This is a genomic window from Arenibacter sp. F26102, assembly GCF_023015865.1.
GTDB lineage: Bacteria > Bacteroidota > Bacteroidia > Flavobacteriales > Flavobacteriaceae > Arenibacter.
The window spans coordinates 22,338-43,652 of the sequence record NZ_JALKBC010000010.1 but is presented as its reverse complement, the minus strand read 5'-3'; the positions used below and the strand labels follow the sequence as shown (position 1 = coordinate 43,652).

General features: G+C 38.6%; 14 protein-coding genes and 1 pseudogene. 14 read left to right on the top strand and 1 reads right to left on the bottom strand.

Annotation, left to right across the window (positions count from 1 at the left end; translation table 11 throughout):
• The first annotated feature begins 51 nt into the window (after window positions 1-51).
• Together MWU78_RS14615 and MWU78_RS14610 are read left to right on the top strand one after the other, a co-directional pair.
• Window positions 52-3,000 (top strand): amidohydrolase family protein, encoded by a 2,949-nt coding sequence (locus tag MWU78_RS14615; protein ID WP_246999003.1) that lies wholly within the window; start codon window positions 52-54, stop codon window positions 2,998-3,000.
• A gap of 10 nt (window positions 3,001-3,010) precedes the next feature.
• Window positions 3,011-4,309, top strand: a complete 1,299-nt coding sequence (locus MWU78_RS14610) for an amidohydrolase family protein (protein WP_246999001.1) — start codon at window positions 3,011-3,013, stop codon at window positions 4,307-4,309.
• A gap of 75 nt (window positions 4,310-4,384) precedes the next feature.
• On the opposite strand, the gene MWU78_RS14605 is transcribed toward MWU78_RS14610, so the two are convergent.
• A complete protein-coding gene (locus MWU78_RS14605; protein WP_246998999.1) occupies window positions 4,385-5,212 on the bottom strand; it encodes a DUF6503 family protein in 828 nt (275 codons plus the stop codon).
• Between the two features lie 50 nt (window positions 5,213-5,262).
• On the opposite strand from MWU78_RS14605, the gene MWU78_RS14600 reads away from it, so the two are divergent.
• The 12 genes and pseudogenes from MWU78_RS14600 to MWU78_RS14545 all read left to right on the top strand — a co-directional run bounded on the left by MWU78_RS14600 (window position 5,263) and on the right by MWU78_RS14545 (window position 21,309).
• The gene (locus MWU78_RS14600) at window positions 5,263-6,072 is read left to right on the top strand and encodes an RNA methyltransferase (RefSeq protein ID WP_246998997.1); all 810 of its coding nucleotides are present in this window, start codon (window positions 5,263-5,265) and stop codon (window positions 6,070-6,072) included.
• 62 nt (window positions 6,073-6,134) lie between these two features.
• The gene (locus MWU78_RS14595; RefSeq protein ID WP_246998995.1) at window positions 6,135-7,367 is read left to right on the top strand and encodes a M48 family metallopeptidase; all 1,233 of its coding nucleotides are present in this window, start codon (window positions 6,135-6,137) and stop codon (window positions 7,365-7,367) included.
• A gap of 44 nt (window positions 7,368-7,411) precedes the next feature.
• Entirely contained in the window at window positions 7,412-9,616 is a 2,205-nt protein-coding gene (locus MWU78_RS14590) for a RelA/SpoT family protein (protein ID WP_246999308.1), read from the top strand.
• A 41-nt stretch (window positions 9,617-9,657) separates the two neighbouring features.
• Window positions 9,658-10,113: a transcriptional repressor gene (locus MWU78_RS14585; RefSeq protein ID WP_246998993.1), complete on the top strand. Its 456-nt coding sequence runs from the start codon at window positions 9,658-9,660 to the stop codon at window positions 10,111-10,113.
• A gap of 16 nt (window positions 10,114-10,129) precedes the next feature.
• A complete protein-coding gene (locus tag MWU78_RS14580) occupies window positions 10,130-11,401 on the top strand; it encodes an adenylosuccinate synthase (RefSeq protein ID WP_246998991.1) in 1,272 nt (423 codons plus the stop codon).
• A gap of 147 nt (window positions 11,402-11,548) precedes the next feature.
• Window positions 11,549-13,096 (top strand): annotated as a pseudogene (locus MWU78_RS14575) (OstA-like protein); the annotation flags it as partial.
• A 446-nt stretch (window positions 13,097-13,542) separates the two neighbouring features.
• The gene (locus tag MWU78_RS14570) at window positions 13,543-14,724 is read left to right on the top strand and encodes an aspartate aminotransferase family protein (protein WP_246998989.1); all 1,182 of its coding nucleotides are present in this window, start codon (window positions 13,543-13,545) and stop codon (window positions 14,722-14,724) included.
• 95 nt (window positions 14,725-14,819) lie between these two features.
• Window positions 14,820-16,220 (top strand): tetratricopeptide repeat protein, encoded by a 1,401-nt coding sequence (locus tag MWU78_RS14565; RefSeq protein ID WP_246998987.1) that lies wholly within the window; start codon window positions 14,820-14,822, stop codon window positions 16,218-16,220.
• A gap of 29 nt (window positions 16,221-16,249) precedes the next feature.
• On the top strand, window positions 16,250-17,167 hold the full coding sequence (locus MWU78_RS14560; protein WP_246998985.1) for a DUF368 domain-containing protein: 918 nt from the start codon (window positions 16,250-16,252) through the stop codon (window positions 17,165-17,167).
• Window positions 17,168-17,181: 14 nt separating this feature from the next.
• Window positions 17,182-18,195, top strand: coding sequence for a DUF368 domain-containing protein (locus MWU78_RS14555; RefSeq protein WP_246998984.1), 1,014 nt, complete (start codon window positions 17,182-17,184; stop codon window positions 18,193-18,195).
• Window positions 18,173-18,925 carry a shikimate dehydrogenase gene (locus MWU78_RS14550; RefSeq protein WP_246998981.1) on the top strand — a complete coding sequence of 251 codons (753 nt, stop codon included), beginning with the start codon at window positions 18,173-18,175 and terminating at the stop codon, window positions 18,923-18,925. Before MWU78_RS14555 ends, MWU78_RS14550 begins: the two co-directional genes overlap by 23 nt.
• Window positions 18,926-19,077: 152 nt before the next feature.
• Complete coding sequence (locus MWU78_RS14545; RefSeq protein ID WP_246998979.1) at window positions 19,078-21,309, top strand: DUF349 domain-containing protein; 2,232 nt, start codon at window positions 19,078-19,080, stop codon at window positions 21,307-21,309.
• Window positions 21,310-21,315 lie beyond the last annotated feature (6 nt).

Below are 21,315 nucleotides of genomic sequence, written 5' to 3'. Positions count from 1 at the left end.
TTTATTTGTTATGTTATTTTTAACACCTTATAAAAACGAATAAACTTATTTATGAGAATACGATTTTTTGTACTCGTCACATTTTTGTGCGGAGTATCTCTTTCTGCCCAGGATTACTTTCCAAAAAATGATGGCGTAAAAGCGGAAAACAACAATTACACAGCATTCATTAACGCAAAGATCTTTATAACACCCACAAAAATATTGGAGAAGGGAACATTGCTGATAAAAAAAGGCAAGGTGGTACAGACCGGAAAATCGGTAACAGTTCCAAAAAACTCAGTAATAATCGATCTACAAGGAAAATCCATATATCCATCATTTATTGATATCTATTCTGATTTTGGGGTGAATAAACCCAACAAAGCGACTTCTGGCGGGCGTTCTGCACAATATGAACCCACAAGGGAGGGCTTTTATTGGAACGACCACGTTATGCCGGAAAACGATGCGATATCCAGATTCAAATATGACAACAAAAAAGCGAAAGAATTACGGGAAGCAGGATTTGGCACTGTAAATACCCACATTCAAGACGGGATAGCTCGTGGAAGTGGTGCCTTGGTAACATTAAACGATACCGGCGATGATTCGGATAGAATTTTAGCCGATAAATCTGCACAATATTTTTCTTTGACCAAAAGTGTTGCCAAACGGCAAGCTTATCCAAGTTCGCTAATGGGCGCCTTGGCACTTTTAAGACAAATGTACTTTGATGCAGATTGGTACGCCCAAGGCAATATTGCTACAAAAGACCTTTCCCTAGAAGCTCTGAACGCCAACAAAGGTCTAGTACAAATATTTGAAGCCAAGGATAAAGGCAATGTGCTACGGGTAGATAAAATTGGGGATATGTTCAGCATAAATTACACCATACTTGCCGGTGGAAATGAATTTGAAAATGTGGCGGGAATAAAGGCCACCAATGCCACTTTGATCGTTCCGATTAATTTTCCAGACCCCTATGACGTTTCCGATCCATATTTGGCAGAATATATTAGCTTGGAAGATATGCGCTTTTGGAATCAAGCCCCTACAAACCCTAAAGTTCTTGAGGAAAACAACATCACATTTGGTCTAACACTTCACGATCAAAAATCTACGTCTTCTTTCAGAAACAATTTATTAAAGGCTATAGATTATGGACTGTCCAAAACAAAGGCTTTGGAGGCGCTTACCACAGTACCTGCGCAGATCCTGGGCCAATCCAACTTAATTGGATCTTTACAAAACGGTAATCAAGCTAATTTTTTAATTAGCTCCGGGGATATTTTTGAAAAGGAAACGGTACTCTATGAAAATTGGGTCCAGGGTCAACAGCACATTATCAATAACAAAGAACTTAAGGACATCCGAGGAAACTACAATTTGGCTGCTGGAAAAAAAACGTATCAATTATCCATTACTGGGGAATTGGACAAACCCAAGGCAGAGCTTAGGGAAGGAGACGAAAAATTGACTTCCAAAATTAATTATGAAGACAATTGGGTTACCCTTTCATTCAATAACAAGGAAGGTAATATGGTTTTCAGATTAACGGGAATGGCAGCCTCCAACTCGGATAATATTTCAGGGAAGCTATTGCTGCCGGACGGTAGCGAATCCACTTTTAATGCCACAAAGACCACTGCATTTTTTGAAAAAGAAAAAGATGGGGTCAAAGAAAAACATATAGTGGTTCCTATTACTTTTCCAAATATAGGTTACGGGTATTCCGACATGCCTAAGCAAGAGTCCATTTTATTTAAAAATGCCACGGTTTGGACCAGTGAGGAGGCCGGTATTTTGGAACATACGGATGTACTTGTTAAAAATGGTAAAATTACCAAAATAGGCAAAGATCTTAAAGCTAGCGGCGCATCGATTGTGGATTGCAATGGAAAACACCTTACAGCAGGCATCATTGATGAACACACCCATATAGCGGCTTTGGCCATTAACGAATCCGGACAAAATTCCTCTGCGGAGGTAAAAATGGAAGACGTGGTGAACCCTGAACATATTGGCATTTATCGGGACTTAGCGGGTGGCGTTACCTCAGCACAACTTTTACATGGGTCGGCCAATCCTATTGGTGGCCAATCGGCAATCCTAAAATTAAAATGGGGTGCCAGCGCAGAAGGTATGATATATGACAACTCTCCCAAATTTATAAAATTTGCCTTAGGTGAAAATGTAAAGCAGGCCAACTGGAACAGTTACAGTAGATTTCCGCAAACAAGGATGGGTGTGGAACAAACATTTATTAATTATTTCCAGAGGGCAAAAGAATATGATATCAAGAAAAAAAGTGGACAACCCTTCAGGTTTGATGAAGAGATGGAAACCTTGGCAGAAATAATAAACGGAGAACGCTTTATCAGCTGTCATTCCTACGTTCAGAGTGAAATAAATATGCTCATGAAAGTAGCCGAAAAATTTAACTTTAAAATAAATACTTTCACCCACATTCTGGAAGGCTATAAGGTAGCCAATAAAATGGTAGAGCATGGTGTAGGAGCATCCACATTCAGTGATTGGTGGGCCTATAAATACGAGGTAAACGATGCCATACCTTACAATGCTGCTATCATGCAAAGTCAGGGTATTACCGTTGCCATTAACAGTGATGATGCTGAAATGTCCAGACGATTAAACCAAGAAGCTGCCAAAACTGTTAAATATGGTGGCATGACAGAGCTGGAAGCATGGAAAATGGTCACTATTAACCCCGCAAAACTTTTACATATAGACCACAGGGTAGGCAGTATTAAAGAAGGAAAAGACGCGGATATTGTTCTGTGGAGCAACAACCCTCTATCGATTTATGCAAAAGCGGAAAAAACGATGATCGATGGTGCCGTTTACTTTGACCTGGAAAAAGATAAACAACAAAGGGAAGCCATAAAAAAAGAAAAGGCCTTACTCATCAACCTAATGTTAAAGGAGAAGGACAAAGGCAGCCCTACACAGGAACCCAAGAAAAAAAACCAAGAGCAATTGCATTGTGATAGCCTTTAAAAATAAAAAGATGAAAAATTTAAGAAACACTTTAGCACTTGCCGTCTTAATCATAACAACAAAGGGGTTTACACAGCAAACACCGGCTGCGCCACAAAAAGAAGCCATAACTATTGAAGGTGCTGTTGCCCATTTGGGAAATGGCGAAGTTATAGAGAACTCCCTTATCATGTTCGAGGATGGAAAAATTTTCTTCGTTGGAGATGCCAAAACAAGAATTGCGCGAAAAGGAACTATAATAAATGCCAGTGGAAAACATCTTTACCCAGGGTTCATAGCAACCTGCGCCTCGTTGGGATTGATAGAGGTAGATGCTGTTAGGGCCTCCAATGACAAGGATGAAATTGGGGAGTTAATTCCCCATGTAAGAAGCTTAATTGCCTATAATGCAGAATCCAAAGTTGTGGAAAGCATGCGTCCAAACGGGGTACTCTTGGGGCAAATTTCCCCTAAGGGAGGCACCATTGCCGGAACTTCTTCCATTATGCAATTCGATGCTTGGAACTGGGAAGATGCTGTGGTAAAGGCGGATGACGGAATACACCTGTCCTGGCCAAAAAGCTTTAAACAAGGTCCTACCTCGGTAGGTCAAGAGCGCAGGCATAAGCCAAATGATGATTATTCAAAGGAAAAAAATATAATAATAAGCTTTCTAAAAAATGCATCGGCCTATGGAAAAAGTCCGGCGCCAGAAATCAATCCGGCATTTGCAGCTACCCAAGGTTTGTTCAACGGAACACAAAAACTATATGTTTATGCCGATGGTGAAAAGGAAATAATAGACGCCATAACAAATACCAAAAATTTAGGAGTTAACCAGGTTGTCTTGGTTGGTGGATACCATGCCTATAAAATCACCGATTTTTTAAAACGTAATAATGTACCTGTATTGATAAGGGCTCCCCATAACTTACCCGTATTTGAGGACGATGATTATGACCTGCCTTATAAACTACCCAAATTATTATCCGATGCCGGAATATTGGTAGCCATGCAAAACATAAACGCGAAAAATTTTCAAAATAGAAACCTCCCGTTTTATGCCGGACAGCTTGTTCAACAAGGACTATCCCAAGAAAAAGCACTTCAAATGATCACACAAAATCCTGCGAAAATTTTAGGGATAGACAAGGACTATGGTACCTTGGAGGTAGGAAAAAGTGCTACGTTATTTATTTCTGAAGGCGATGCACTGGACATGAGGACCAATCAATTAAACAAGGCCTATATAGATGGAAGGGATATTTCTTTGGAAACCCACCAAACGGAACTATGGAAAAGGTATATGGGAAAATATAACGGCAAATAGTCTAGAGTTCACAAGCATCAAGAAAATGAAGGGGCATCGAAATATTATTTTCCTGCCCCTTTTCCTTTTTGGGGACTACTCTTGTACTTTTCCTTCTACAAATATTCCGTTTTCTGGCTTCGCAAAGAAACTTATCGGTTTGGGCTGCTCACTAAACTCTATCGCTTCAAATACAACCGGTTTTCTAGGTTCTTTAATCGTGCGCCCTTCTGAACTATACCAAGTTAATTCCTTTGGAACCTTTAGTCCATTTACTTCCGTCCAATCGTGATAACCTATCCAACTTACATTATCGGAACGTTCACCACTTCGGTAGCTCACCGTATATCCAAGCCAAGCCATTTCAAAGGTCTGGGGGTCATAATGAAGGAAATACTCATCCTTATATGAGGTGCCTATTCCGGAATTGAAGCGTACTGCTATACCGGGATAATTAACCCCTTCATAAACCAAATCTTCCGTTTCATCATAAACAATACCTTTATCACCCAATACAAAGGGCATATTAAAAAAATAAGACCTAAGATTGTGATAAAACACTGGATCGCCTTTAAAAGCATTTTCTTCGTTGAGCAGCCATACCTTATCGCCGTCAAATCCGAGGGAATAGGCTGGTCCGTCCACCCTATCCATCCTAGATTGAAGATCAATAGTATGAAGCTCTTGCCCTTGCTTAAAAACCAAACTCTTTTTGTTCTTCCAATTCACAATTCCTCCATGGGCTTCAAAAACCTTTAACAAAGGTTCTGGATATCGCTCCAAGTTTATTTTTGATTCCGTTTTAGTTTTGGCCAATTCCATATCAACTTCCTTTGCTTTGTTTTCCATCTTACAGGATAACACGCCAGTCAACATCAGCACTACAATCATATATTTCATCATACTTATCTTTAGTTGCTCCATTCGTCGCACAACTTTAATTAAGTTAACAATAATATATTATTTTTGCTGGGATGAACTACCTTAAAGAAATCACGAGTACCCACAACCCTCTAGTAAAGAGCATCATATCATTAAAAGAAAAATCGCGTGAACGAAAAAAAAATGGGCTTTTTGTTATAGAGGGAGTCAAGGAGCTTCAGCTTGCCATAAAAGGCGAATATAATCTTAGGACCATCCTTTTTTACCCTGAGTTAATTTCCCATGATACTATTTTGGATTTAACACAAGGCATTTCACCACAACCAGAAATTATAGCCATTTCGAGAGAGATTTTTCAGAAATTGGCCTACAGGGGTACCACGGAAGGCATTTTGGCAGTCGCTGCAACTAAAGAACATTCACTGGAATCATTAAGTTTCAGAAACGACCGCCCTTTAATTCTGGTGGCAGAAGCGCCTGAAAAACCTGGCAATATAGGAGCCCTTCTTCGTACTGCGGATGCCGCCGATCTGGATGCCGTAATTATTGCCAACCCAAAAAGCGATTTGTACAATCCCAATATAATTCGGTCCAGCGTAGGTTGTGTTTTTACAACTAAATTGGCCCAAGGTTCCACGCAAGAGATTATTCAGTATTTAATAAATCGCAACATAGCAATCAACTGTGCAGCCTTAAGTGCTTCCAAACCATATACAGAATTGGATTTTACCCAACCAACTGCCATTGTTGTGGGTACAGAGGCTACCGGTTTATCCGAGGAATGGCTGAACAAATCCTCACAAAATATTATTATTCCCATGCACGGAGAAATAGACTCTATGAATGTTTCCGTATCCGCCGCAATACTTATCTTTGAAGCAAGGAGACAAAGGGGATTTTAGAAATAGAATCAGCGTAAAAAACCTGCTCCTTAAATTAATATATAAATCCACCAATTTTTTAAATGAATAGTAGCATCCTTTTTTATATAATAATAGCCATATTGGTAATACAATTTTTCATTGAAACCTTTTTGGAGTACTTAAATGCCAAACGCTATTCCGATGTGGTACCAAACGAACTAAGTGATGTGTTTGACCAGGAAGAATATCGAAAATCCCAGGAGTATAAAAAAATCAATTATCGTTTTGGACTTGTCAGATCTATCTTTTCGATAACACTGACCTTGCTCTTCTTGATTTTTGGAGGATTTGAATGGATAGATACGATGGCTAGGAGCCTTAGCGACAACCCTATTCCAAGTGCACTGATATTTTTTGGAATAATCATGATTGGGAATGATATAGTAACCATACCCTTTTCATATTACCATACCTTTGTTATTGAGGAAAAATTCGGCTTTAATAAAAGTACTAAAAAGTTATTCTGGACAGACAAAATTAAGGGATGGATCATGATGATGATTTTAGGCGGAGGAATATTGGCATTGGTCATCTGGTTTTTTCAATGGGCAGGAACCAACTTTTGGATCTATGCATGGGCGCTGGTTGCCGTATTTTCCCTTTTTATGAATTTGTTCTATAGTAAACTAATAGTTCCACTTTTTAACAAACAAACTCCCTTAGCGGAAGGTAGTTTAAAAAGTAAAATCGAAGCCTACGCCAAAAACGTGGGCTTTGAGCTCAAAAATATCTTTGTTATAGACGGATCAAAACGATCTACCAAGGCCAATGCCTATTTTTCGGGTTTTGGTAAAGAAAAGAGAATTACATTATACGACACGCTTATCAACGATCTAGAAGAGGATGAAATTGTCGCTGTTCTGGCCCATGAAGTGGGGCATTATAAAAAGAAGCACATCATTTTTAATTTGTCTGCCTCCATTTTACTTACTGGTCTTACCTTATTTATATTATCCATTTTCATTAACAATCCAGAGGTTTCTTTGGCTATTGGTGTTTCACAACCTAGCTTTCATGCTGCGCTTATCGGTTTTGGAATATTATATAGCCCTATATCTGAAATCACGGGGTTGGTCATGAACTTCATGTCCAGAAAATTTGAATATCAGGCAGATGATTATGCCAAAAATACTTTTGGCTCCAAACCCCTGATCACGTCCTTAAAAAAATTATCAAAAAATAGTCTAAGTAATCTCACTCCACACCCAGCCTATGTTTTTATGCACTATTCGCACCCGACCCTAATGTCCAGAATTCAAAATTTAAAGGCATAATTTTTGTTGTCTACTATATTAGTTTATGCTATTTTTAAATTATGATGACCGAAGCTGCAATAGAAAGAGAAAACAAGGAGATTGCCAAGCAATACAAGGAATTGCTCCGCATAAGCTATCAAAATCTTAACGATGAGGATAAGAAATTAATACGCTCCGCCTTTGATATTGCTGTTGATGCGCATAAAAATCAAAGAAGAAAATCTGGCGAAGCTTATATTTTTCACCCTATAGCAGTTGCCAAAATAGTGGCCTCCGAGATAGGTTTGGATGCCGTTTCCATAGCCTCTGCACTATTGCACGATGTTGTTGAGGATACTGAGTATACTCTGGCCGATATAGAGCGTATGTTCGGGGAAACGGTGGCACGGATCGTGGACGGACTTACTAAAATTGCCCACCTTAAAAAGGATATGAACATATCCCAACAGGCTGAGAATTTTAGAAAAATGCTTTTAACGTTAAATGATGATGTACGGGTCATTATTATAAAAATTGCCGACAGGTATCACAATATGCTCACTATGGATTCCATGCCAGAGCATAAACAAGTAAAGATAGCGTCCGAAACCCTGTACATATACGCACCATTAGCGCACAGAATAGGTCTGTACAATATTAAGACCGAACTGGAAGACCTCAGCCTTAAATATACGGAACCCGATGTTTACGACGATATTTTAGGTAAAATTGAAGAATCCAAGGAAGAACAACAGGCATATATTGACGCTTTTTCTGGAGTAATTAGCGATTCTTTGGACAAAGAAAAGTTAAATTACTACATAAAGGGGCGGATGAAATCCATATTTTCAATACGCCGAAAAATGAAGGTTCAGAATGTTTCCTTCGATGAGATTTATGACAAATTTGCGATTCGGATCATTTACAAATCGGACCGTCCAAACGAAAAGTTTTTAGCCTGGAAAATTTACTCCATTGTCACCGATCACTTCACCCCTAACCCTGTTCGTTTGCGCGATTGGATTTCCTCCCCGAAATCTACGGGTTACGAAGCACTGCATATTACCGTAATGGGGCCCAAGGGCAAATGGGTAGAAGTACAGATTAGAAGTGAAAGAATGCATGAGATTGCAGAGAAAGGTTATGCTGCCCATTTTAAATACAAGCATGGCAATCAAAAAGAACAGGGTATTGAAGAATGGCTGAACAAACTGCAGGAAGCCTTGGAAAATGCAAATACCAATGCGGTTGATTTTGTTGAAGAATTTAAACTTAACCTATATTCCAAAGAAATATTTGTATTTACACCTAAAGGAGAATTAAAATCACTTCCTAAAGGGGCCACCCCTTTGGATTTTGCCTTTAACATACATACAGAGGTAGGTATGCACACCAGAGGAGCTAAGGTGAATGGAAAATTGGTCCCCTTGAACACCACTTTAAATAGTGGCGACCAGGTGGATATCTTAACCTCCGATACTGCCAAGCCAAGTTCAAGTTGGTTGGACTATGCCACAACGGCTAGGGCCCGGGCCAAGATAAAATCTTCTTTAAGGGAAGAAAAAAAGTCCACTGCACAGGATGGTAAGGAAATACTTAGACGCAAACTAAAATCCCAAAAAATCACCCTTAATGAGGATACTATAAATAAATTGGTCATCTTTTTTAAGTTAAAGACCAGTTTAGATCTTTTTTACAGGGTTGCTATCGGGGCCATTGACAATCAAATGTTGAAGGATTTTGCCGCTTCCTATAGCAATGCCTTTATAAGCTTCTTCAAAAATAAGATGAGGAAGCACCCTATTCCAGAGGACATCCATAAAGATGAAATAACTTCCAAATTCGATACCCTAGTTTTTGGAAAGGAAGAAGACAAGCTGGAATATAAATTATCCCAATGCTGTAATCCCATTCCTGGAGACGAAGTATTTGGGTTCGTAAGTGTAAACGATGGTATTAAGGTACACAAGAAAAACTGTCCCAACGCCATTTCGTTACAGTCCAACTACGCCTATAGAATCATTTCCGCCAAATGGATAGATTCTTCACAGGAAGAATTTACGGTAGAAATAAAGCTGACCGGAATAGACAACTTGGGATTGATAAGTGAAATTACCGAAGTAATCTCTGGCAATTTACATGTTAATATGAGAAATATTAATTTCAGTACGGACGGAGGCACCTTTTCGGGAAGAATTACACTTGTTGTAAAAAATAATGCCATCCTGAAAAAAGTTATAGATAAACTAAAGCAGCTCAACGGCATCGATAAAGTATCCAGAATTTAAATTTTAACTGTACATTTGTACCCTAATGCTGGGTAAATGCTATGGGCGAAAATAAGAATCAAGAAATAGTTAAAAATGTCTTCACCACTTTTCTAGAGGGAAATGGTCACAGAAAGACACCTGAGCGCTACGCAATTTTACAGGAAATCTACGATAGCGAAGAGCATTTTGATATAGAATCTCTTTATATCACCATGAAGAACAAAAATTATCGCGTAAGCAGGGCTACACTGTACAATACTATTGAACTTTTATTGGAATGCAAGTTGGTCAGGAAGCATCAGTTTGGGAAAAATCAGGCCCAATACGAAAAATCATATTTTGACCGACAGCACGATCATGTTATCCTTACCGATACTGGCGAAGTCATGGAATTTTGCGATCCCCGCATTCAAAGTATAAAAAAGACCATTGAGGAGGTTTTCAAAATAAAGATCAATACACACTCACTCTATTTTTACGGGACAAGAATCAAAGAAGAGAACACGAATAATTAATCCAATTACATAAAGAATGGCAGTAGATTTACTACTAGGACTCCAATGGGGAGATGAAGGAAAAGGGAAAATAGTTGATGTTTTAACCAAAAACTATGACATTATTGCACGTTTCCAAGGCGGCCCCAATGCTGGCCACACATTAGAATTTGATGGTATAAAACACGTTTTGCACACCATTCCTTCCGGAATTTTTCACAAAACTGCAGTTAACATAGTCGGTAATGGTGTAGTAATAGATCCGGTTATATTTAAAAAAGAACTCGATAATCTAAAGAAATTCAATCTAGATATTAAGTCGAAATTATTTATCTCCAGAAAAGCACATTTAATTTTGCCCACCCATCGCCTACTGGATGCCGCTTCCGAAACGGCTAAAGGCAAGGCCAAAATTGGGTCTACACTCAAGGGTATTGGCCCAACCTATATGGACAAAACGGGAAGAAACGGAATGAGAGTTGGTGATCTGGAATTTTCCGATTGGAAAGAAAAATACCGATCATTGGCCAACAAACACGAGGCTATGATCAGCTTTTACAATGTTGAGATCCAATATGACCTTAAGGAATTGGAGGCCGACTTTTTTATGGCTGTTGAAGAACTAAAAAAATTAACCTTCATAGATAGTGAGGAGTATATTTTTAATGCCCAGCGGGAAGGTAAAAAAATATTGGCGGAAGGTGCACAAGGGTCTTTGTTGGATATCGATTTTGGAACATATCCATTTGTAACCTCATCCAACACTACAGCGGCGGGAGCCTGTACTGGTTTGGGCGTGGCACCAAATAAAATTGGCAATGTTCTAGGTATATTCAAGGCCTATACCACGCGTGTAGGTAGTGGACCGTTCCCCACAGAACTTTTTGACGAAGACGGTGAAACCATGGGTAGGGTCGGAAACGAATTTGGCGCCACTACCGGTAGGCCAAGACGTTGCGGATGGCTAGACCTAGTAGCCCTTAAATACGCCGTTGAAATTAATGGAGTAACAGAATTGATGATGATGAAAGCGGACGTGCTTAGTGGAATTGAAAAACTAAAAGTATGCACTGCTTACAACTATAAGGGAAACCAAATTAAACATTTGCCCTATAGTATAGAACCGGAATATGTGACCCCGGTTTATACTGAAATGAAGGGCTGGGCAAAGGACTTGACCAAAATGAGCAAGTCCGATGAACTTCCGGACACCTTAATGGATTACATAAAATTCTTGGAAAAAGAACTGGAAGTCCCCATCAAAATTGTTTCGGTTGGGCCAGATAGGACTCAGACCATATATCGATAAACAAAAGCCATCTTTTAAGATGGCTTTTTTGTTAATGTCATTTTATTAAAACTATCCCAAACTGTAACTTCCTCCCTCAAAATATACTATTTTTGACCAAAATTTCAAACATTGCTTAAGTCCATATTCTTTTTATTTACAGTATTCATTTGTTGGACTGGTTGGGCCCAGGAGCCGAAGACCGAGGTTAAAGAAATAAATATTGTTTATGGAGCCAACTTCACCAAAGATGAAAAACAATATCCCGGTGCGGCTATTTTTAGTAAAGATGATCGACAAGTGCAATTTGAGCACGAAGGAGCCGATTTATGGTGCGATATTGCAATCTATTACCAAAAAGAAAATAAGCTAAAGGCGATTGGAAATATTAAACTTCAGCAGGGAGATTCTGTACAATTAACCAGTGGAAAAATAGATTATGACGGCAATTTAAATCTTGCCAAGGCCTGGGAAAATGTTGTTTTGAACCATACCAGCATGACCCTTACCACGGACACTTTACGATTTGACAGGGAAAAACAAGAGGCATATTATAAAGATTATGGAACTGTAGTAGATTCTTCCAATACCCTTACCAGTAAAATTGGACGCTACTTTACCCAACTTAAGAAATCACAATTTCTAGATAGCGTAAACCTGGTCAACCCGGAATTTAAATTGGTATCCAAACAATTGGATTATTATACAGTTTCCAAAAACGCTTATTTATATGGTCCGTCTACCATCACTGGTGAAGCCTATAAGATGTATTGTGAACGCGGATTTTATGATACCAAAATTGAAAATGGCTACGGAATTAAAAATACACGAATAGACTATAATAATCGAATAATAACGGGGGACAGTTTATATTTTGACAAGAAGACAGAATTTGCCTCCGCCACTAACAATATTGTCATAAGGGATACTATAAACAATGGATTGATCCGGGCACACTATGCAGAAGTATATAAGGCCAAAGATTCTGTATTTGCTACAAAAAGAGCCGTTTCCATTAATTTGGTAGAGCAAGATTCCCTATATATGCATGGTGACACCCTAATGATCACCGGAAAGCCAGAACAACGTATTCTTAGGGCTTTCAGGAATGCAAAGTTCTATAAGACCGATTTAAGTGGCAAGTGCGATTCCATACATTTTAACCAAAAGACCGGAATTACCCAATTAATTACCAAACCCATTATTTGGAACGGCGAAAATCAAATGACCGGGGATAGCATTCATTTACTATCCAATTTGGAAACCGAAAAATTGGACTCCTTAAAGGTTATCAATAATGCCTTTGTAATTTCCATGGATACTGTTGGCAAAGTAGGCTTCAACCAGGCCAAGGGCAAAGATCTTTTTGGAAAATTCATAGACAATAAATTAAGTCTTATTGATCTTGTAAAAAACACCGAGGTCATCTATTATATGTACAATGATGACCAGGAATTTATTGGAATCGACAAAACCATATGCAGTGCCATTAGAATGACACTTGCGAATAATGAAATAGAGGATATTACTTTTATCACCAATCCCGATGGCGATATTTTCCCAGAAAAAGACATCCCAGAAAACGGTAGGCTTTTAAAGGGGTTTATTTGGCGGGGTGATGAACGAATTCTCAGTAAGGACGACATATTTGACGAGGACGACAACAATATTAAACTGGCTACCATTAAAGGTGTGGAAAATCCCATAGATTTGGACGTAGATCCGTCTGAAGCGGTAGAAGATCAAAGAAAACGCGATTCCATAAATTCTTCAAAATCACTACCACCCAACCCCCTGAAGAAAAAATTGGAAACGAACAAAAACGACCTACAGAAAAAAGGGACAAAACCGGCAGTTACGGAAGGAAAAATAAAGGAACGTTACGAAGAGGGCAACAAGGAAGACGGATTGGATCCCGGCTACTATTTAATTGCCAATGTTTTTGAGGAAAAGAAAAATTATGAGAAATTTTTTAAAAACCTTATAGATAAAGGCCTGGAACCTAAATATTTCTTCCGAAATTTTAATAAATATCACTACGTGTATTTAGAACGATTTAATTCATGGCAAGAAGCACTGAATTCCCGTAATAGTGATTTCAACGGTAAATATTTGGACGAAACCTGGATTTTTAGGGTTCTGGACCATTAGAGCGATGATAAATGATAGAGGATTATTATAAGTACCAGGCACAGACTTCTGCGCACCCCTTGGCCTTGGAAATTTCACATGCCAAGGGCAGTTATATTTACGATTCCAAAGGTAATGCGCATCTTGATTTTGTTGCCGGGGTTTCTGCATGTAGTTTGGGGCACTGCCATCCAAGAGTGGTAAATGCCATTCAGGATCAGCTGCAAAAATATATGCATGTCATGGTCTACGGGGAATATATTCAGGAACCGGCGGTAGCCTATACCAAGCTTTTGGCAGAACAACTCCCTTCTCCTTTAGAAACCACTTATTTGGTTAATTCCGGGACAGAGGCCATTGAAGGAGCTTTGAAATTGGCGAGAAGATTTACGGGAAGAAGCCAAATTCTTGCCGCTAGGAATGCTTACCACGGAAATACAATGGGAAGTTTGAGCATTATGGGCTATGAAGAGCGCAAAAGTGCTTTTAGACCACTTATTCCAGACGTTGGTTTTATTCGTTTTAATTCCGAAGAGGATTTATTTAAAATAACGGAAAAAACTGCTGGTGTGGTCCTGGAAACCATTCAAGGGGGAGCTGGTTTTATATTGCCGGAAAATGGATATTTGAAAAAGGTAAGGGAACGATGTTCCGCAGTGGGTGCCATGTTAATTTTGGATGAGATTCAACCTGGATTTGGGCGAACGGGAAAATTGTTCGCTTTTGAACATTTTGATTGTATTCCGGACATTCTAGTAATTGGCAAGGGTATGGGCGGTGGTTTACCAGTAGGAGCCTTTGTAGCATCGCACAACATGATGCAGACATTAACAGAAAATCCAAAATTGGGTCATATCACCACCTTTGGAGGGAATCCTGTAATTGCTGCTGCCTGCTTGGCCACCTTGCAAGAGTTAATAGAAAGCACACTTATCCAAGAATCCCTGGAAAAAGAAAATCTGTTAAGGAAACTTTTACAACATCGACTAATTAAAGAAATTCGAGGAAAGGGCCTAATGTTGGCCTTAATAATGGAGAATCCAGAAATAGCCAACGAAGTTGTTCTTAAATGTGCTGCAAAAAACCTGATTTTATTCTGGCTGCTTTTTGAGCCAAATGCGGTTCGCATATCTCCTCCGTTGACCATTACCACTGAAGAAATTACACTTGGCTGTGCACTGATTTTGGAGGTATTGGACAGCCTTAAACAATAAATTGTTAACTAATTTGTTAATATTATAGACCAAATCTGTCGGAATTAAGGGGTTCAATAGACTACTTTAGTTCCAATGAATAACTAAAAGTTCCTATGGCGTTAGAACAAAACGAGAGACCAGGGCAACCAATTGCTAAATTTGAATCCATGCTCAAGACCGACGATGTCTACTTCTTTGATGCGGAAGATTTTCAAGATATTATTCACCACTATCTTAATAACGGTAAGATTGCCTTGGCAAAAAAGGCGATTAAAATAGGGCTACAACAGCATCCTGGCAGTATTGAACTGAAGTTATTGTCTATAGAGGTCCTTGTTTTTGAAAATAATCTGGAGCTGGCTGAAAAAATGTTGGATGAACTGCAGGTGATAGATAGCAACAACGAGGAAATATACATTCAAAGGGCCAATATCTATTCTAAAAAGGACAATCACGAAGCGGCTGTCTCTCTTTTAAACCATGCCTTAAATTTGACCGATGACAGTTTTGACATCCATTCACTATTGGGAATGGAGTATCTGTTCATGGATAATTTTGAAGACGCCAAACAAAATTTCATGATGTGTGTTTCCTTTGATGAGGAAGACTATTCATCACTTTACAATGTAATTTATTGTTTTGAATTTCTTGAGGATTATGACGGAGCCATTGTGTACCTAAATGACTATCTGGAACGAAACCCATATAGCGAAGTTGCATGGCACCAATTGGGTAAAATGTATTTTACCAAAAAGATGCATAAGGAAGCATTGACGGCTTTTGACTTTGCCATAATTTCCGATGACACCTTTATTGGTGCTTATTTCGAAAAAGGAAAAGTATTGGAAAAACTGGGCAGATACAATGAGGCCATTGAAAATTATGAGACCACCATTGCCATTGAAGACCCAACCTCCCATGCCTATTTAAGAATTGGCAGATGCCATGAAAAATTAAACAATGATGAGTTGGCAAAATCCTATTATTACAGGACAGTACATGAAGACCCATTATTGGATAAAGGATGGTTATCCATTACAGATTACTACATTAGACAGGAGAATTACGAAAAAGCATTGTACTACATCAATAAGGCCATAAATATTGATGGAGAAAATACCAAGTATTGGAAAAAGTGTGCAAAGATACATGCTGCCTTAAAAAACAATGATGAGGCATACTATGCCTATCAACAGGCAGTGGACTTGGGGAACTACGAGTTTGACACTTGGTTTCATTGGGCCGATGTAGCTGTACAAAACCTAGATGTTCATGCTGCAATAGAAATATTGCTCCAAGGTCATGAATTTTATCCTCAGCGATGTGAAATGCAGTATAAAATGGCTGGATTCTATTTGCTTATAAGCGATTTCCCCAGAGCACAATATAGATTGTTAAATGCCTTAAAAATAGATATAGACCAACTTCATTTATTTGAGGACGAATTCCCCCAATTCTTCAATACCGATTGGGCTCAAAACTTAATTGAAGATGCGAAAAATGCTTCCAGATAAATAAACTATTTTTGTTTTTTTTATCATTTATGGAAAATCGCAATCTATTAAATTACATCATCATTTTATTAAAGGGAATGGCCATGGGTGCTGCAGATGTGGTTCCAGGGGTCTCTGGAGGCACAATTGCCTTTATTTCCGGAATTTATGAAGAACTCATCACCAGTATCAACAATGTAAACTTATCCCTTTTAAGGACTTTGAGAACTGAAGGAATCAAGGCCTTCTGGACCAAACTCAATGGCAACTTTCTTCTTGCCCTAATGCTTGGTATAGGCATTAGTGTCCTATCGCTGGCCAAGCTTATTAGTTGGTTGTTGGAGAACGAACCCATTCCATTATGGTCCTTTTTCTTTGGGCTGGTCGTGGCTAGTATATTGCTCGTGGGCAAGGAAATTAAAAAATGGAATTTGGCTGCCATACTAATATTGATCATAGGTGCCGCCATAGCTTTTTACATTACCCAGTTGCCACCTTCCGAAAATTCAGCCGCCCTCCCTTATCTATTCTTTTCCGGGGCCCTAGCCATATGCGCTATGATTTTACCTGGTATCTCAGGTGCCTTTATCCTTGTGCTATTAGGTTCCTACAAAACAGTTTTGGATGCTGTACACGAACGCGACCTACAAATTATTGCCACCGTTGGCTTAGGCGCAATCTTTGGGCTTTTAAGCTTTGCAAAACTTCTAAAATGGATGTTCACGCATTACAAAAATCTAACATTGGCGTTACTTACAGGATTTATATTAGGTTCCTTGAACAAAATTTGGCCATGGAAGGAAGTCTTGGAGACCAAAATGTTCGGTGAAAAAATAATTACGATTAAGGAGCAGAACGTATCCCCTTTTTCTTTTGAGGGCGACTCTCAATTAATAAGTGCAGTTATTCTAGCTATACTGGGTTTTTCCCTTATTTTTATACTGGAAAAATTGGCCGCAAAAAAATAAACGTCCTACCCCAAATGAAAAACCCCAGAACATTAACGGATAAATTTTTCCTTTTTATCAAAGGATTGTTTATGGGTGCTGCCAACAAAGTTCCCGGAGTATCCGGGGGAATTGTGGCTTTCGTGGGCGGTTTTTATGAGGAGTTCATTTACTCCCTTCAAAAGGTAAACGGAAAAGCCTTTAAACTATTGATCAGCGGAAGACTAAAAAGTTTCTATCAGTACACCAATGGCCAGTTCTTAACGCTACTCATATTTGGGATGTTGGTAAGTTATTTCAGTGTCTCCAAAATTTTGGATTATTTTTTGGAACGCAATGAACTCTACGTATGGTCTGCCTTTTTCGGTATGATATTGGGCTCTATTTACTTTATTGGAAAAGATTTTGGCTATTGGGGAAAAAGGACTATATCTGCCGGTATAATTGGGCTGACAATAGGTATATCTATAAGTTTCCTAAGTCCGGCTACACAGAACGATAACTTGACCTTTATATTCTTTTGCGGCATTATTAGTGTTTCAGGAATGACTTTACCTGGCCTGTCCGGGTCGTTTATCCTCATCCTTCTTGGTAATTATGTACTTCTCCTGGTAGATTCGGTAAATGCACTTTACGACTCCTTTTCGGAAATGTTTAGGGGCGACTTCAGTTTTATCAATAATCCAACAAGGCTCTATACCTTAAAAATACTTGCCGTATTTACGGCTGGATCAGCTACCGGATTGGTAACTCTATCACATTTACTGAGCTATGTACTTAAACATTACAGACATATTACTACAGCTGTAATAATAGGTTTCATCACAGGCTCCCTTGGGGTAGTTTGGCCTTGGAAACGAACTCTGTTTAAAACGGATAATGCTGGCAATTTACTTTTGGACACGAATCAGAATCCCATTATAAAAAATTACGAAAGGTATCTACCAAATTTGGCATCTTCCGAGACTTGGTGGGCTATTTTTTTTATATTTTTTGGGGTATTAATTTTATTAGGTTTAGACTGGTATGGAAAAAATAGAAAAAGATAAAAATAGATTTGGCCTAATAGGAAAGGATATCTCCTACTCGTTCTCACGTGGCTATTTTACCAAAAAATTTTCTGAGTTGGGACTTGAACAACATTCTTATGAGAATTTTGACCTTGAGCAAATTGACCTGTTCAAAAACCTGATGAAACAAAATAGCGATATCAAAGGTTTTAACGTTACCATTCCCTACAAGGAGCAGATCATGCCCTTTTTATCTAAAATAGACGAAGAGGCACAGGCTATTGGCGCCGTGAACACCATTAAAATTGTGAAGAATGCAACAATAGGCTATAACACGGATGTATATGGCTTTCAAAAATCAATTGAGCCCTACCTAAGGAATCACCATAAAAAAGCGCTTATCCTTGGTACTGGGGGCGCTTCCAAAGCTGTAGCCTTTGTTCTTAATAAATTGGGGATAACCTATAAATTTGTCTCTAGAAATCCTAAAAAAGACCAACTTAACTACAAGGACCTAAGCAAAGAGGTCTTATCCGAGTATACGGTTCTTGTTAATTGCACTCCATTGGGCACTTACCCAAACATAAAAGACAAGCCAGACATTCCATACCACTTTATCACCAACGAACATTTGCTATTCGACCTTATTTACAATCCTGAAAAAACGGCCTTTTTATTGGCCGGTGAGCAGGAAGGCGGAAAAATTAGCAACGGTTCCAATATGCTACAATTTCAGGCCGAAAAATCTTGGGAAATCTGGAATTCATAGGATAAAAGAGCCTTAGGTTTGTGAAAACCAAAAAAATATAGGCTTGCCCCACTTATAAAATCCCTAAAAAGAAGTTTCATTACCTTTGATATTAAAACGGATGTAATTATATTTCCGTACATTACATATAGAAAGCTATAAACATTCATAAAATGTTAGAAGATAAAGAAGACAAACTACAGAATAATGTAGGTACAGAGGAAACTTCGGAAAATACTGAATCCACAAATATTTCGGACACCGAAGCCGAAACAAATTCCTCCCTCAAGCCCGAGGACAAGGAAACCGATTCTGGAAATAATTCTGCCGAGGTAAGCGCAAAAGAAAGTGAGTCTATTGAGGCTGAAGCCAAAGAAGAAAAAGAATTGGTTGCAGAAAAGCGTGAAAAACCTTCTATTCAGGAAACACCGGAGGAAATAGTATCCAACATAAAGAATGATGATTCCGAAGAAAAGGCAGAAGAGTCAACAACAGACCCTAAGTCCGAGGAGGAAACTGTAAAAAAGGAAAAAACTGTAGAAAAGGAAGAAGATGTTTTGGAGGAAATAGATGAATCAAATGCAGAAGATGCGGAAGATTCTGACAACCATCAGAGACACCATATCCCTATGCCAGATTACCATGCCATGTCCATGGAGAATCTCGTAGGAGAACTTCAACGATTGGTAAGAAATGAAAAAGTACAGGCTATTAAAAAGCATGTGGATGGAATTAAATATGAATTCGACCAAAAGTTTCAAGAGTTTATAGATGAAAAGAAGGAGGACTTTATCAACAGTGGTGGCAACGAAATAGATTTCCGGTATAATTCCGTTACCAAAAGGCAATTTAATGAGGTTTACTCCGATTATCGGGAAAAAAGAAATAGCTATTATAAAAGTCTTGAACAGGGCCTTAAATCCAATCTTACACAAAGATTGGAAATCATTAATGAGCTCAAGGCATTGGTAAACGTTGAGGAGGACATCAACACCACTTATAAAAACTTTAAAGATCTTCAGGAACGATGGAAAAATGCCGGCCCAATACCACGTACAAATTACAACGATGTATGGCGCACTTACCACCATCATATTGAAATATTTTATGACTTTCTCCATTTAAACAGGGAGCTAAGGGATTTAGATTTTAAACACAACTACGAGGAAAAGTTAAAAATCGTAGTACGTGCAGAAGAGTTGGTCCAATTAGAGGATTTAAACAAAGCATTTCAGGAACTGCAGACCCTGCACAAAATATGGAAAGAAGATATTGGTCCAGTAGGCAAGGAACACAGGGAAGAAATATGGGACCGCTTTAGCAACGCCACCAAATTACTTCACCAAAGACGTCAAGAATATTTTAAAGACCTGGAAAAGGTTTACGAACAAAACCTGGAGAGGAAAAATGAAATTATCCAATCCATAAGTAAAATAGCCACCCATATTGCATCTAGCCACAAAGAGCTACAACAACAAATAAGGGAAGTAGAAAAATTGCGCGATTCCTTCTTCAAAGCTGGAAAAGTACCACAGAAAGTTAATGAAAAAACTTGGGCAAATTTTAAGGATGCAGTGCGTGAATTCAACAGAAACAAGAATAACTATTACAAAAATCTTAAGAAGGAGCAGCAAGTAAACCTAGATAAGAAAAGAGCTTTGTTGGAGCTGGCGGTTTCCTTAAAGGATAGTGAAGACTGGGACACAACTACCCAGGAGTTAAAAAGAATTCAGAACGAATGGAAAAAGATAGGACATGTTCCCAGAAAGTACTCCGATAAGATATGGAAGGAGTTCAAAACCGCATGTAACCACTATTTTGACCGTTTCCATGCCCTAAAAAATAAAGCGCACAAAGAAGAGGCCGAGAATTTTGAACGGAAAAATGCCTGCTTGGAAAATTTAAAAAGTTTTGAACTCAGCGGAGATAAGGATAAAGATTTGGCTACCATTAAAGAATTCATTTCCGAATGGAAAGAGGCAGGTAGGGTACCTTTTAATAAAAAGAGTATAAATGCCAAATTCAATAAAATTCTTGATGCTTTGTTCAAAAAATTAAATGTCAATAGACAGGAGGCCGAATTGTTGAAATACGGGAATAAGATTCAGCAGTTGGCCAATAATGACAATGACTATGCCATCTCCAATGAGCGCACTTTTATCAGAAGAAAAATTGACGAAAGTAAAAATGAAATTAGGCAATTGGAAAACAATCTTCAATTCTTTTCCAATGCCTCAGAGGATAATCCCTTGGTAAAAGAAGTTATTAAAAACATAAATAATCACAAGGATTCGTTGGCCACATGGAAAGCCAAACTTAAAAAGTTGAACATTCTGGAAAACAATTTAATGAAAGAGATGGAGGAGACGGAAAATGAAGAGGACCCATCCACTGAAGAAGAATAGGCCACA